Below are 13,456 nucleotides of genomic sequence, written 5' to 3'. Positions count from 1 at the left end.
GAGCCATAGATGACAGAGCGTCAGAAGGACCGTCCGTGGCTCATGCGGACGTACGCCGGCCACTCGACGGCCGAGGCGTCCAACGAGCTGTACCGGCGCAACCTCGCCAAGGGCCAGACCGGCCTGTCGGTGGCGTTCGACCTGCCGACGCAGACCGGCTACGACCCCGACCACATCCTCGCCCGCGGCGAGGTCGGCCGGGTCGGCGTGCCCGTCTCGCACCTCGGTGACATGCGCCGGCTGTTCCAGGACATCCCCCTGGAGCAGATGAACACCTCGATGACGATCAACGCCACCGCCATGTGGCTGCTGGCGCTCTACCAGGTCGTCGCCGAGGAGCAGGGCGCGGACATCACCAAGCTCCAGGGCACGACGCAGAACGACATCGTCAAGGAGTACCTGTCCCGCGGAACCCATGTGTTCCCGCCGGGGCCGTCGCTCCGCCTGACGACGGACATGATCGCGTACACGGTCTCCCACATCCCGAAGTGGAACCCGATCAACATCTGCAGCTACCACCTGCAGGAGGCCGGGGCCACGCCGGTGCAGGAGATCGCGTACGCGATGTCCACCGCCATCGCCGTGCTCGACGCGGTGCGCGACTCCGGCCAGGTGCCGCAGGAGCGCATGGGTGACGTGGTCGCCCGTATCTCCTTCTTCGTGAACGCGGGCGTCCGCTTCGTCGAGGAGATGTGCAAGATGCGGGCGTTCGGCCGCATCTGGGACAAGGTCACGCGGGAGCGGTACGGCATCGAGAACCCCAAGCAGCGCCGCTTCCGCTACGGCGTCCAGGTCAACTCGCTCGGCCTGACCGAGGCGCAGCCGGAGAACAACGTCCAGCGGATCGTGCTGGAGATGCTGGCGGTCACCCTCTCCAAGGACGCACGCGCGCGTGCCGTACAGCTGCCGGCCTGGAACGAGGCCCTGGGCCTGCCCCGCCCCTGGGACCAGCAGTGGTCGCTGCGCATCCAGCAGGTACTCGCCTACGAGAGCGACCTGCTGGAGTACGAGGACATCTTCGAGGGCTCGAAGGTGATCGAGGCGAAGGTGGAGCAGCTGGTCGCCGACGCCCTCGCGGAGATCGACCGGATCCAGGAGATGGGCGGCGCGATGGCCGCCGTGGAGTCCGGCTACCTGAAGTCCCAGCTGGTCTCCTCGCACGCCGAGCGCCGGGCCCGGATCGAGTCCGGCGAGGAGAAGATCATCGGGGTCAACGCGTTCGAGGGCACCGAGCCGAACCCCCTGACGGCCGACCTGGACACGGCGATCCAGACGGTCGACCCGGCGGTCGAGGCCCGGGTCATCGCCTCGCTGCAGCACTGGCGCGACACCCGCTACCAGCCGCCCTTCAACCACCCGCGCCCCTGCAAGGCGCTGGAGCGGCTGAAGGAGGCCGCCAAGGGCACGGACAACCTGATGGAGGCCACGCTGGAGTGCGCCCGCGCCGGGGTCACGACCGGCGAGTGGGCGGCGGCCCTGCGCGAGGTGTTCGGCGAGTTCCGGGCGCCCACCGGGGTGTCCTCCGCGCCGGTCGCGGTCGCCGCCGAGCCGGGCTCGGCGCTCGCCGGGGTCCGGGCCAAGGTGGACGCCACCGCCCGCGACCTCGGCGTCGGCAAGCTGCGCTTCCTGGTCGGCAAGCCCGGCCTGGACGGGCACTCCAACGGCGCCGAGCAGATCGCCGTCCGCGCGCGCGACGCCGGCTTCGAGGTGGTCTACCAGGGCATTCGCCTGACGCCCGAGCAGATCGTGGACGCCGCCCTCGCCGAGGACGTGCACGCGGTCGGCCTGTCGATCCTGTCCGGCTCGCACGCCCAGCTGGTGCCGGACGTGCTCCAGCGGCTGCGTGTGGCCGGTGCCACAGATATACCGGTGATCGCAGGTGGCATCATCCCGAACGGTGACGCCGAGCAGCTCAGGGCCGCCGGAGTGGCCGCCGTCTTCACCCCGAAGGACTTCGACATCACCGGAATCATCGGCGCGATCGTCGACGAGATCCGGAAAGCGAACAAGCTCGACCCCCTGGAGGTCCCCGCATGACCACCCCCGTCAACCGCCTTCGCCCGCGGCGCTCCTGCCTGGCCGTACCGGGCAGCAACCCGCGCTTCCTGGAGAAGGCGCAGGGTCTCCCGGCGGACCAGGTCTTCCTGGACCTGGAGGACGCGTGCGCGCCGCTCGCCAAGCCCGAGGCGCGGCACACCATCGTCAAGTTCCTCAACGAGGGCGACTGGACCGGCAAGACGCGGGTCGTGCGGGTCAACGACTGGACGACCGAGTGGACGTACCGCGACGTCGTCACGGTCGTCGAGGGCGCCGGCCAGAACCTCGACTGCATCATGCTGCCGAAGGTGCAGACGGCCGAGCAGGTCGTCGCGCTCGACCTCCTGCTCACCCAGATCGAGAAGACCATGGGCTTCGAGGTCGGCAAGATCGGCATCGAGGCCCAGATCGAGAACGCGCAGGGCCTGAACAACGTCAACGCGATCGCGCAGGCCTCCCCGCGCGTCGAGACCATCATCTTCGGCCCGGCCGACTTCATGGCGTCCATCAACATGAAGTCCCTGGTCGTGGGCGAGCAGCCGCCCGGCTACCCGGCGGACGCCTACCACTACATCCTGATGAAGATCCTGATGGCCGCCCGCGCCAACAACCTCCAGGCGATCGACGGGCCCTACCTGCAGATCCGCAACATCGACGGCTACCGCGAGGTCGCCCGGCGCGCCGCGGCCCTCGGTTTCGACGGCAAGTGGGTGCTGCACCCGGGCCAGGTCGAGGCGTCCAACGAGATCTTCTCGCCCTCCCAGGAGGACTACGACCACGCCGAGCTGATCCTGGACGCGTACGACTACTACACGTCCGAGGCGGGCGGCAAGAAGGGCTCCGCGATGCTCGGCGACGAGATGATCGACGAGGCCAGCCGCAAGATGGCCCTGGTCATCTCCGGCAAGGGCCGCGCCGCCGGCATGCAGCGCACGTCGAAGTTCGAGATCCCCGCCAGCTGAGGAGCCCTGAGCACGATGCAGTTCGGACGCACCTACGAGGAGTTCGAGGTCGGGGCGACGTACAAGCACTGGCCGGGCAAGACGGTCACGGAGTACGACGACCACCTGTTCTGTCTCCTCACCATGAACCACCACCCGCTCCACATGGACACGAACTATGCGGAGAAGACGACGGACTTCGGCAAGAACGTCGTCGTCGGGAACTACATCTACTCGCTGCTGCTCGGCATGTCCGTCCCGGACATCTCCGGCAAGGCGATCGCCAACCTGGAGATCGAGTCGCTCAAGCACGTGGCGCCGACCTTCCACGGCGACACCATCTACGGCGAGACGACCGTGCTCGACAAGTGGCCGTCGAAGTCGAAGAACGACCGCGGCATCGTCTACGTCGAGACCAAGGGCTACAAGCAGGACGGCACGCTCGTGTGCGTCTTCCGCCGCAAGGTCATGGTGCCGACCGAGACGTACATCAAGGAGCGCGGCGGCGAGCAGCCCGGTCGCCCGGAACTCAAGCAGCAGGAGAAGTAGGCCATGGCCCGTCTCGCCCAGACCGCCGGTCTGACCGACGTCCAGCAGGAGATCCTCTCGACGGTCCGTGACTTTGTCGACAAGGAGATCATCCCGGTCGCGACCGGGCTGGAGCACCGCGACGAGTACCCGCAGCAGATCGTCGACGGGCTCAAGGAGCTCGGCCTGTTCGGTCTGATGATCCCCGAGGAGTACGGGGGCCTGGGCGAGTCGCTGCTCACCTACGCACTGTGCGTGGAGGAGATCGCCCGGGGCTGGATGTCGGTGTCCGGCATCATCAACACCCACTTCATCGTCGCGTACATGCTCAAGCAGCACGGCACGCAGGAGCAGAAGGACCACTTCCTGCCCCGCATGGCGGCCGGCGACATCCGGGGCGCCTTCTCGATGTCGGAGCCGGGCCTGGGCTCCGATGTGTCGGCGATCACCTCGAAGGCGGTCAAGGACGGCGACGAGTACGTCCTGAACGGCCAGAAGATGTGGCTGACCAACGGTGGCACCTCCTCGCTCGTGGCCGTCCTCGTGCGCAGTGACGAAGGCCACCCCGAGGGCACGGCGCCCCACAAGTCCATGACGACCTTCCTGATCGAGAAGGAGCCGGGCTTCGGCGAGGTCCGCCCGGGCCTCACCATCCCCGGCAAGATCGAGAAGATGGGCTACAAGGGCGTCGACACCACCGAGCTGATCATGGACGGCCTGCGCCTTCCGGCCGATCGGGTGCTGGGCGGGGTCACGGGCCGAGGTTTTTACCAAATGATGGACGGCGTCGAGGTCGGCCGGGTCAACGTGGCCGCGCGCGGCTGCGGCGTCGCCCAGCGCGCCTTCGAGCTCGGCGTCCAGTACGCCCAGCAGCGGCACACCTTCGGCAAGCCGATCGCCCAGCACCAGGCCATCCAGTTCAAGCTGGCGGAGATGGCGACCAAGGTCGAGGCCGCGCATGCGATGATGGTCAACGCGGCACGCAAGAAGGACTCCGGCGAGCGGAACGACCTCGAGGCCGGGATGGCGAAGTACCTCGCCTCCGAGTACTGCAAGGAGGTCGTGGAGGACGCCTTCCGGATCCACGGCGGCTACGGCTTCTCGAAGGAGTACGAGATCGAGCGCCTCTACCGCGAGGCCCCGATGCTGCTCATCGGTGAAGGTACCGCCGAGATCCAGAAAATGATCATCGGTCGCAGGCTGCTCGAAGAGTATCGCTTCCAGGGTTGATTGTCCGGATACGGGGTGTTTTCTTCGAGAAGAAGATCACACCCCGTAGGTACTCTTCAGCCGTCGACTCGGCAGGCTGGCTTGCCCAGTTGCAGCCCCCGACCGGTACGATCCCCGGAAAGCCGCCGTCCCCCGTCTTGCGCGGCATCATCCGCTACGAAGGTCATCCATGCCCCACAGCCAAACCTCTGCACCTCGCGACAGCCGAGCCGGCGTACGCCTCGCGCGCGGAGCATCGCCGTGGCTTCTCCCGACCGTCGCCACCGCAGCCCTCAGCCTGGCCCGCGCCCGCCGCTCCGGTGCGGCCCGGGCCGTGGCCGTGCCCGCCACCGCGCTCGCGGCGGGCATGCTGTGGTTCTTCCGCGACCCCGAGCGTGAGATCGCCCAGGGCCGGGTCATCTCGCCCGCCGACGGTGTGGTGCAGAGCATCATGCCGTGGAAGGACGGACGCACCCGCGTCGCGATCTTCATGAGCCCGCTGAACGTCCACGTCAACCGCGCGCCCCTTTCGGGCACGGTGACGTCGGTCGAGCACGTCCCCGGCGGCTTCGTTCCGGCTTTCAACAAGGAGAGCGAGAACAACGAGCGCGTAGTCTGGCATTTCGACACCGAACTCGGCGACATCGAGATGATCCAGATCGCCGGCGCGGTGGCCCGCCGCATCGTCCCCTACATCCCTCAGGGCACGAAGGTCGAGCAGGGCGACCGTATCGGTCTGATCCGCTTCGGCTCGCGTGTCGACCTCTACCTGCCCGAGGGCGTGGAGGTCGCGGTCGAGGTCGGACAGAAGACCGTGGCTGGGGTGACTCGCATTGACCGTGATTGATCCGGAGACCCAGGCGGGCTGGGTGCCCGAGGCCGACGAGGTGGACGACGAGGAGGAGATGCCTCTTTCTCTCCGTCTGTCGATAGCGGACACGCTCACCCTGGGCAACGCCACGTGCGGGTTCATGGCGGTGTACTTCACCACCACCGGCATCCTGATCCCGCACCTGACCGGGAACGACGAGTCCGCGGGCATGGCGCGGCACAGCGCCGCCACCGCCGTCATCCTGATGCTCTGCGCGGCCGTCTTCGACCTGTTCGACGGACTGGTGGCCCGCAAGCTGCGCTCGTCGCCGATGGGCGCGGAGCTGGACAACCTCTCCGACCTGATCAGCTTCGGGCTCGCGCCCGCGTACTTCGTGCTCGTCTACGGCATGGTCGCGGACGACGCGCACCAGAGGATGGCGGCGCTGGGGGCCATCGTGGTGCTCCTCGCGGTCGTCCTCCGACTGGCGCGCTTCTCCTGCGTGACGATGAAGGACGGCATGTTCCAGGGCATGCCGTCGCCGTTCGGAGCGCTGACGGTCGTCTCGATCGTGCTCCTGGAGCTGCCGTTCGTGGCGACGCTGCTGGCGATCCTCGGCACGGCCTGGCTGATGGTGAGCCGGGTGGAGTACCCGAAGCCGAGGGGGCGCCTGGCCGGGGCCATGCTGTCCTGGATCGTGCTGTCCATGGGCCTGCTGGCGGCGTGGGCCTTCGACGCGCCCAGCGGGCAGCTGCTGCTGCAGACGGGTTGTGCGCTGCAGCTGGTCATGGGCGCGGTGATCCCGTTGTTCGCCACGGCTCGGCGGGTGAACAACTTCCGTGACAACCGCCGCGAGGCGCGGGCGGCGCAGCTTCCGTAGCGGTGCGCACGCCTGCGGCGCTTATACCGAGGGGCCCCGGACCAGTGACTGGTCCGGGGCCCCTCGCTTGTGCGGCCCACCTGGGGGCTCCGCCCCAGGGACCTCAGCCCAAGCGGTCCTCAGCGATCCGCACGGCGACCCGCTCAAGAATCGGCCCCGCATCCGCGATGCACTTGGCGACGTCGGGCTCGACCGACGTGAGAGGGTAGGCCCGCTCGATACCGGCCCGCAGCAGCGCCTCCCCGGGCAGAGCGAGCCGCCCGCACACCGCGACCACCGGCTTCCCCGCCGCCCGAGCCGCCGCAGCGACACCCGCCGGCGCCTTCCCGTGCAGCGTCTGCTCGTCCAGCGAACCCTCACCGGTGATGACCAGCGAGGCCCGCTCCAGCGCGGGGGCGAAGCCCAGGACGTCCAGCATGACCTCGATACCGGGGCGGAAACGCGCGCCCAGGAGCAGCGCGCCGTAGCCGATGCCGCCCGCCGCGCCCGCGCCCGGCGACGCCGCGTACTGCGCCGCACGCGGCCCGGCCTCGGCCTCCAGCACCTTGGCGAAGTGCGCGAGCGCCGCGTCCAGGGTGTCCACGTCGTCCGGCGTGGCGCCCTTCTGCGGGCCGTACACCGCCGGCGCGCCCTTGGGCCCCGTCAGCGGATTGTCGACGTCGCTGGCCAGCACCAGTTCCACCGAGGACAGGCGCGGGTCCAGGCCGGACAGGTCGGCGCGCGCCAGGTCGGCGAGCCCCCCGCCGCCCGGGGACACCGGTTCCCCGTCCTCGTTCAGGAACCGGGCGCCCAGCGCGGACAGCATGCCCGCGCCGCCGTCCGTCGTGGCGCTGCCGCCGACGCCGAACACGATCGTCCGCGCGCCCGCGTCGAGCGCGGCCCGCAGCATCTCGCCGGAGCCGTACGTCGAGGCCGTCAGGGGCGCGAAGACGCCGGCCGGGAGGCGCTGCAGACCGCTGGCCTCGGCCATCTCCACGACCGCGGTGTCGCCGCGCAGCGCGAACGCGGCCGTGACCTCCTGCCCGAGCGGCCCTGCGACCCGTACCTCCCGCCGCTCGAAACCGGCCGCGACCGCCGCGTCCACGGTCCCGTCGCCGCCGTCGGCCACGGGCAGCGCCTCGACCGGAACGTCCGGCGCGACCCGGCGCAGCCCAGCCGTCACCCGCTCGGCGACCTGCACGGCCGTCAGCGAGCCCTTGAACTTGTCCGCGGCGATGAGCACCCGACGGGTCTCGTTCACTGCAGCGTCCGCCACCTTGCTTTCCCCTTGCTCTCCGGGCCCCGCGCATGTCAGGGCCAGTCGCGCCGCTGCGACCATAACCGGAGGACACCCTCGCCGTCATGCCCCGACCGAAGGCTGGGAAGCAGCTGGGACCACGCCGCGGAAAACGGGTAGACCCCAGCCATGACCAGCCAGCGCCCCGGACCCGCCGCCCTCGCCGACCGCGTCCACGGCGGCTGGGTCGGCCGGATCGCGGGCAACATGCTCGGCAAGCCGGTCGAACAGGGCGAGGTGTGGACCCGTGAACGCATCGACCGCTACCTGCGCAAGGCGGCGGCCCTGCCGCTCACCGACTACCTGCCCGAACCCGCCGACCCGGCCGAGACCGCCGTACTGCGCCCGGAGTGGCGTGAGTGCGTGCGCGGCCGGATCCACGGCAGCTGCCGCGACGACGACGTCGACTACGCGATCCTCGGCCTGCACCTGCTGGAGACGCACGGCTTCGGCTTCAGCACCGAGCAGGTCGGTGACCTGTGGCTGCTCAGGCTGCCGTACCTGCAGACCTTCACCGCGGAACGGGCGGCGTACCGCAACCTCGCGAACGGGCTGAAGCCGCCGCTGACGGCGACGTACGACAACCCCTGCCAGGAGTGGATCGGCGCCCTGATCCGCGCCGACGTCCACGGCTGGACCCGCCCCGGCGACCCGGCGGGCGCCGCCTCTCTGGCCCGCCGGGACGCGGTGCTCTCGCACACCGGCAACGGCGTCTACGGCGCCATGTGGGCGGCCGCGCTGATCGCGGCGGCGTTCACCGCGCCGACCGTGCGGGACGCGCTGGAGAGCGCGCTCGGCGTGATCCCGGCGAGCTGCCGGCTCGCCCGTACCGTACGGCGGGTCATGTCCCTGCACGAGGCGCGGCTGCCCTGGGAGGAGACCCTGGCGACGCTGTCCGCGCAGACCGCCGGGCTCGGCTGGATCCACACGGTCCCGAACGCCGCCGTGCTCACCGCCGGGCTGCTGTACGGCGACGGCGACTTCACCCGGACCATCACGCTGACCGTGCGCGGCGGGCTGGACACCGACTCCAACGGGGCGACGGCCGGCTCGGTGGCCGGGGTCCTCACCGGCGCGGAGGCGATCCCCGCCCAGTGGAAGGACCCGCTTCAGGACACGGTACGGAGCGCGGTGTTCGGCTTCGACGGCGTACGGATCAGTGCGCTGGCGGAACGCACCCTGCGCCTGGTGACCGCCGCCCCGTAACCGTACGGCGGCTGGTTACCCTTCCTGAATGACCACGACTCCTGACTTCGCCACGTACATCGCCGGCCTGCCCCGTGTCCTCGCCGGTGCCGCCGCGCTCTTCCGGGACGCCGAGGGGCGGGTGCTGCTGGTCGAGCCCAACTACCGCGAGGGCTGGGCGCTTCCGGGCGGCACGATCGAGTCGGACGACGGGGAGACCCCGCGCGAGGGCGCCCGCCGGGAGACGCTGGAGGAGATCGGGCTCGACCGGCGGCTCGGCCGGCTGCTGACCGTGGACTGGGTGCACATCCAGGGCGCACCGCCGCTGGTGGCGTACCTGTACGACGGCGGTGTCCTCACCGACGGCGACCTCAAGGCCATCCGCCTCCAGGAGGAGGAGCTGCTGTCCTGGCGCCTGGTCCCCCGCGAGGAGATCACCACCCACCTGCCCGACGCCCTCGGCCACCGCGTCCTGACCGCCCTGGACGTCCTCAGGGACGGCACCGGCACGGCGGAACTGGAGAACGGCCGGCGGGTGGCCTGACCTGCCATTTCCAGCGGCGCGGGTAAGGCGCCGCGACACTCCCCTTGACAAAGAGATGGTCCGGCTTCCGTAAAGCACTCCCCAATGGCATGATCGGCTGGCTGTTCGAAACAGTGCTTGCAGCAGCCAGGAGGGGGAGCGGGTTGTCGTTCGACGAGGAGTGGGCCCAGTTGAAGGCCGACGCCCTGGCGCGCCGGTCGACGGGCATGCAGATCGATCAGGTACCGGCGGACGGCGGCGGAGACATCGCGCCCGCCGCAAGCCTGGTGGCAAAGGCCGACTCGATCAACGGCAATGCGAACCTGCTGATCGAGATAGCGGGCTTCCTTCAGGAGGGCCGTCCGGATGCCGAGCTCACCACCATGGCCCGGGAGCCACGAGCGCCCGAGGACGTGGCCAAGCAGGTGGAACGGTTCGCGCACTTCGCCGACGACCAGTACCTGGACGCTGTGGCCCTGTTCGCGGCGCTCTCCACCCGTCTGCGAACCGCGGGCAACGACTTCGTGCAGGTCGACGGTGATGCGGCGCAGCGTTTTCTCGACGACGTCCTCCGCTACGGCCAGTACGTAGCCCCGGAGGCCCGATGAGCTCCGGCATCAGCCATCGCAAGGACGTCGAGTTCCTGGACAGTTGCAGCCCTCCCCTCGTGGAACGCAACGCGCAGGAGTTCCGGCGTCTGCATGACATGCTTGTCGCGGTGCTCGCCTCGGCCGAGAAGGCCGAGAAACACACGCAGTGGAAGAGCGCGGGCAGCCAACACTACGAATCCCGGCTCGCCGAGGCGCGCAAGCTGGTCTCAGAGCTGGCGGAGGGCTACGACAAGGCCTCCGGCGCGCTGACCGACTACGCGTTCGCACTGGAGGTCGCCAAGGCGCACTACTCCAACGGCAAGGCCAACGAGCAGGCTCTCGCGAAACTGATCCACACCAAGGGCACGGCGATCACCCGCGAGGCGCAAGAGGCTGAGCCGATGCGCCAGTGGGAGGACATGCGAGCCACCACCGGCGTCATGGACTTCTTCGCCGAGCTGACCATGGACGTCGACGACATACGCGACGACGCGAACCGACTGCACGACGCGGCTGGCGGTGACTTCCATCTGGCCAAGACCACGGAGCACGAGGCACGTGAGATCGGCCTGCATCAACTCAAGCAGGCCTACGACCTGTTGCCGGACTTCCGCATGGGCTTCGTCCACCGCGTCGACATCGTCCCGGCCATCGCCGAGTTGCGGCGGGAGGCAGCCGAAGCAAGTGCCAACCCTCTGACACGGCTGGCCGGCAGCGGCCCGAAGCAGGACTACTACCCCACGGCCGGGAACGACATCGTCTCCCCGACTCTGCGCGACATCCGCCTCCACGTCGCAAACCTTCCCGGCGCGAAGGACAGTTACTGGAACCCGCCCGGCAACGCAGAGGAGCGTACCGACTGGATCGCTGCGAATAAGGACATCATCAAGGCGGCCGCACACAACTCCGGACTTCCGCCGGACATGGTCGCCGGTATCGCCTGGCAGGAGATCGGTGGGCAGCCAGGCATTCTCGACGACATCACCGACACGATCCGTGAACAGGCTGACTCTCCGCTCAGCCCGATCGCCCCTGAAAGCCTGCCATGGCGTCTCGGCGGCGATCCCGACAACACGTCCATGGGCCCCATCGCCATCCAGGTGAGACGGGGTGCCGAGGTCCTGGGCTACGACCCCGACCACCTCACCGACCAACAGCGCAGCATGGTGGAAGAGTCTCTCCAGGATCCCGCGCAGAACATCTTCATCGCCTCCGAGTACCTGGCGCAGCTCAAGGCGGAGAGCGAGTTCGCCAATGTGCCGGCCGAAGAAATGACGTCGGCTCAGTACCAGGAGCTCGCCTCGCGTTACAACGGCGGCCCGTACTGGCAGAGCGACGACGCCCAGGCTTACGGGCGTGGCTTCATGAACAACCTGAACGACGCGAGGAGCGCGCTGCGTTGATGAACGATCCTTCCCGCGTGGACGACGACCGTGGCTGCCTCCTCCTGGTCCTCGCCGTGCCTTTGGCCCTTCTCACCCTCATCGCCGCGTACTTCTGCTGGACAGCCCTCAGCATCCGCCCCTCCGGGCCATGGGACGACGACGCATATGCGGGTATCGTCCTGTCGTGCGTCCTGACCATCGGGGCCGCCGCTGCAGCGGCGGCTGTGTGGGCACTGCCGCCGGTGCGTCGGGTCATGCGCTGGTGGTGGGTGGGGCCGGCTCTGCTGTTCGGAGCGGTCGCCGCAGTGCGCTGGGCGACGGGCGCTTGAACAGGCCACCTCACGCCCGTGCTCCGGCGTCCCGCCGCGGGTGATCACGCAGAACGTGGACGGGCGACCCGGCGTGCCTGGAGTGCGGCAGCGGGTAGACGGCCGGGAGTGGCTGGATTCCGGCGGGTCCCGGTCCACATGATGACCCGTCACTCGGTGCGGTGATCGCCTGGGGCAAGATCTTCCTGCCGGGCGGCCCCGGACCGGGCGACCGCCGACGCCCACGCGTGTGCACCCACAGCGCGACTTCACGGGAGGAACCAGATGCCATTCCGCTGCGCCGTACTCGACGACTTCCAGAACGTGGCGGTCACGTCCGCCGACTGGTCGGTCCTGGGCGACCGTGTGGAAGTGGTCTCCTTCGCCGAGCACTTCGCGAGCGAGGACGAGCTCGCCGGTGCGCTCGCCGGCTTCGACTGTGTGGTCACGCTGCGCGAGCGGGTGCCGTTCCCGGCGAGCCTGCTGAACCGGTTGCCCCGCCTGAAGCTCCTGATCGCCTCCGGCATGCGCAACTCGGTGATCGACCTCGCGGCGGCCGGGGCGGCCGGCGTCACCGTGTGCGGCACCGAGAGCTCCGGGACGCCGCCGGTCGAGCTCACCTGGGCCCTGCTGCTGGGCCTCGCCCGTGGCATCGTCCAGGAGAACAACGCGCTGCGCGAGGGCGGCCCGTGGCAGTCCACCGTCGGTGCCGACCTGCACGGCCGCACGCTCGGACTGCTCGGCCTGGGCAGGATCGGCAGCCGGGTGGCCCGGGTCGGTCTCGCCTTCGGCATGGACGTCGTCGCCTGGAGCCAGAACCTCACCAAGGAGCGCGCCGACGCGGCCGGCGCACGACTGGCGCCCTCCAAGGAGGAACTGCTCGCGAGCAGCGACTTCGTGTCCGTGCACCTCGGCCTCGGCGACCGGACCCGCGGCCTGCTGGGAGCCGCCGAGCTCGCCCTGCTCAAGCCGACCGCCTACCTGATCAACACCTCCCGTGCCGCGATCGTCGACCAGGACGCGCTGCTCGCCGCGCTGCGCGAGGGCCGTATCGCCGGCGCCGGCCTCGACGTCTTCGACGTCGAGCCGCTGCCCGCCGACCACCCGGTGCGCACCGCGCCGCGCCTGCTCGCCACCCCGCACCTGGGCTATGTGTCCCACGCCAACTACGCGCGCTACTACGGCCAGGCCGTGGAGGACATCCGGGCCTACCTCGACGGCGCCCCGGTCCGGCTCCTGGGCTGACGTGCGGTGGTGACGCCCGCCGACGGGGTCAGAAGAGCACCGCTGCGCGCTCGGAATCCAGCAGCCGGCGCTTGCGGTCCAGGCCGCCGCCGTAGCCGGTGAGGCTGCCGCCCGAGCCGATCACGCGGTGGCAGGGGACGATGATCCCCACCGGATTGCGGCCGTTGGCCAGCCCGACCGCGCGGGCGGCCCCGGGGCTGCCGAGGGCGTCGGCGAGTTCGCCGTAGGTGCGGGTCTCCCCGTAGGGGATGCGGGTGAGCTGTTCCCAGACGCTGCGCTGGAACGGCGTTCCGTGCAGGGCGAGTTCGACGGTGAACTCCGTCAGCTCCCCCGCGAAGTAGGCCGCCAGCTGTTCCCCGGCCTCGGCGAAGGCGGCCGGGGCGTCGTCGCGCGGGCCGAAGCTCTCCTCGGCCGGGCGGTGCCGCTGGCCGGTCATGTACAGGCCGCACAGGGCGCCTTCGGCGTCGGCGACGAGGGTGAGCGGTCCGTACGGGCTGTCGATCACGGTGTGGCAGGTCACGGATGTCACGGGAACCTT

General features: G+C 69.8%; 14 protein-coding genes. 12 read left to right on the top strand and 2 right to left on the bottom strand.

Translation table 11 applies throughout. The features are described from left to right. Positions 1-9: 9 nt before the first annotated feature. The 6 genes from ACZ7HQ_RS09780 (at position 10) to pssA (ending at position 6,406) form a co-directional block, all read left to right on the top strand. Entirely contained in the window at positions 10-2,037 is a 2,028-nt protein-coding gene (locus ACZ7HQ_RS09780) for a protein meaA (RefSeq protein ID WP_470986854.1), read from the top strand. Beyond that, positions 2,034-2,999 carry an HpcH/HpaI aldolase/citrate lyase family protein gene (locus tag ACZ7HQ_RS09775; protein ID WP_470986852.1) on the top strand — a complete coding sequence of 322 codons (966 nt, stop codon included), beginning with the start codon at positions 2,034-2,036 and terminating at the stop codon, positions 2,997-2,999. The genes ACZ7HQ_RS09780 and ACZ7HQ_RS09775 overlap by 4 nt, the downstream gene beginning before the upstream one ends. Positions 3,000-3,014: 15 nt before the next feature. Then, complete coding sequence (locus ACZ7HQ_RS09770) at positions 3,015-3,527, top strand: MaoC family dehydratase (RefSeq protein ID WP_019757884.1); 513 nt, start codon at positions 3,015-3,017, stop codon at positions 3,525-3,527. Between the two features lie 3 nt (positions 3,528-3,530). Further along, entirely contained in the window at positions 3,531-4,736 is a 1,206-nt protein-coding gene (locus tag ACZ7HQ_RS09765; protein ID WP_191872324.1) for an acyl-CoA dehydrogenase family protein, read from the top strand. A gap of 169 nt (positions 4,737-4,905) precedes the next feature. Then, complete coding sequence (locus ACZ7HQ_RS09760; RefSeq protein ID WP_470986850.1) at positions 4,906-5,562, top strand: phosphatidylserine decarboxylase; 657 nt, start codon at positions 4,906-4,908, stop codon at positions 5,560-5,562. 22 nt (positions 5,563-5,584) lie between these two features. Beyond that, positions 5,585-6,406: a CDP-diacylglycerol--serine O-phosphatidyltransferase gene (gene pssA, locus ACZ7HQ_RS09755; RefSeq protein ID WP_031224460.1), complete on the top strand. Its 822-nt coding sequence runs from the start codon at positions 5,585-5,587 to the stop codon at positions 6,404-6,406. A gap of 103 nt (positions 6,407-6,509) precedes the next feature. Here the strand turns inward: pssA and ACZ7HQ_RS09750 are convergent, their stop codons facing one another. Next, on the bottom strand, positions 6,510-7,646 hold the full coding sequence (locus ACZ7HQ_RS09750; RefSeq protein WP_470986849.1) for a glycerate kinase: 1,137 nt from the start codon (positions 7,644-7,646) through the stop codon (positions 6,510-6,512). Between the two features lie 165 nt (positions 7,647-7,811). Here ACZ7HQ_RS09750 and ACZ7HQ_RS09745 point away from each other — a divergent pair, with 165 nt between their 5' ends. The 6 genes from ACZ7HQ_RS09745 (at position 7,812) to ACZ7HQ_RS09720 (ending at position 12,918) form a co-directional block, all read left to right on the top strand. Continuing rightward, complete coding sequence (locus tag ACZ7HQ_RS09745; protein ID WP_470986847.1) at positions 7,812-8,888, top strand: ADP-ribosylglycohydrolase family protein; 1,077 nt, start codon at positions 7,812-7,814, stop codon at positions 8,886-8,888. A gap of 28 nt (positions 8,889-8,916) precedes the next feature. Further along, a complete protein-coding gene (locus tag ACZ7HQ_RS09740; protein ID WP_470986845.1) occupies positions 8,917-9,411 on the top strand; it encodes an NUDIX domain-containing protein in 495 nt (164 codons plus the stop codon). 89 nt (positions 9,412-9,500) lie between these two features. Further along, entirely contained in the window at positions 9,501-9,998 is a 498-nt protein-coding gene (locus tag ACZ7HQ_RS09735; RefSeq protein WP_470986843.1) for a hypothetical protein, read from the top strand. Then, entirely contained in the window at positions 9,995-11,383 is a 1,389-nt protein-coding gene (locus tag ACZ7HQ_RS09730; RefSeq protein WP_470986841.1) for a hypothetical protein, read from the top strand. Before ACZ7HQ_RS09735 ends, ACZ7HQ_RS09730 begins: the two co-directional genes overlap by 4 nt. Next, a complete protein-coding gene (locus tag ACZ7HQ_RS09725) occupies positions 11,383-11,694 on the top strand; it encodes a hypothetical protein (RefSeq protein ID WP_470986840.1) in 312 nt (103 codons plus the stop codon). Before ACZ7HQ_RS09730 ends, ACZ7HQ_RS09725 begins: the two co-directional genes overlap by 1 nt. A 264-nt stretch (positions 11,695-11,958) precedes the next feature. Beyond that, the gene (locus ACZ7HQ_RS09720) at positions 11,959-12,918 is read left to right on the top strand and encodes a D-2-hydroxyacid dehydrogenase family protein (protein ID WP_470986839.1); all 960 of its coding nucleotides are present in this window, start codon (positions 11,959-11,961) and stop codon (positions 12,916-12,918) included. Between the two features lie 28 nt (positions 12,919-12,946). Here ACZ7HQ_RS09720 and ACZ7HQ_RS09715 read toward each other — a convergent pair whose 3' ends face one another. Then, positions 12,947-13,438, bottom strand: coding sequence for a methylated-DNA--[protein]-cysteine S-methyltransferase (locus ACZ7HQ_RS09715; protein ID WP_470987138.1), 492 nt, complete (start codon positions 13,436-13,438; stop codon positions 12,947-12,949). Positions 13,439-13,456 lie beyond the last annotated feature (18 nt).

This window comes from Streptomyces sp. NPDC037290 (genome assembly GCF_055603245.1).
The sequence above is the reverse complement of the archived record's forward strand: the minus strand, read 5'-3'. Positions and strand labels throughout refer to the sequence as shown.

Coding starts and splice junctions, on each gene's coding strand:
- ACZ7HQ_RS09780 (WP_470986854.1), top strand. CDS start 10: ATGACAGAGCGTCAGAAGGACCGTCCGTGGCTCATGCGGACGTACGCC.
- ACZ7HQ_RS09765 (WP_191872324.1), top strand. CDS start 3,531: ATGGCCCGTCTCGCCCAGACCGCCGGTCTGACCGACGTCCAGCAGGAG.
- ACZ7HQ_RS09725 (WP_470986840.1), top strand. CDS start 11,383: ATGAACGATCCTTCCCGCGTGGACGACGACCGTGGCTGCCTCCTCCTG.
- ACZ7HQ_RS09735 (WP_470986843.1), top strand. CDS start 9,501: ATGATCGGCTGGCTGTTCGAAACAGTGCTTGCAGCAGCCAGGAGGGGG.
- ACZ7HQ_RS09760 (WP_470986850.1), top strand. CDS start 4,906: ATGCCCCACAGCCAAACCTCTGCACCTCGCGACAGCCGAGCCGGCGTA.
- ACZ7HQ_RS09740 (WP_470986845.1), top strand. CDS start 8,917: ATGACCACGACTCCTGACTTCGCCACGTACATCGCCGGCCTGCCCCGT.
- ACZ7HQ_RS09770 (WP_019757884.1), top strand. CDS start 3,015: ATGCAGTTCGGACGCACCTACGAGGAGTTCGAGGTCGGGGCGACGTAC.
- ACZ7HQ_RS09720 (WP_470986839.1), top strand. CDS start 11,959: ATGCCATTCCGCTGCGCCGTACTCGACGACTTCCAGAACGTGGCGGTC.
- ACZ7HQ_RS09775 (WP_470986852.1), top strand. CDS start 2,034: ATGACCACCCCCGTCAACCGCCTTCGCCCGCGGCGCTCCTGCCTGGCC.
- ACZ7HQ_RS09730 (WP_470986841.1), top strand. CDS start 9,995: ATGAGCTCCGGCATCAGCCATCGCAAGGACGTCGAGTTCCTGGACAGT.
- ACZ7HQ_RS09745 (WP_470986847.1), top strand. CDS start 7,812: ATGACCAGCCAGCGCCCCGGACCCGCCGCCCTCGCCGACCGCGTCCAC.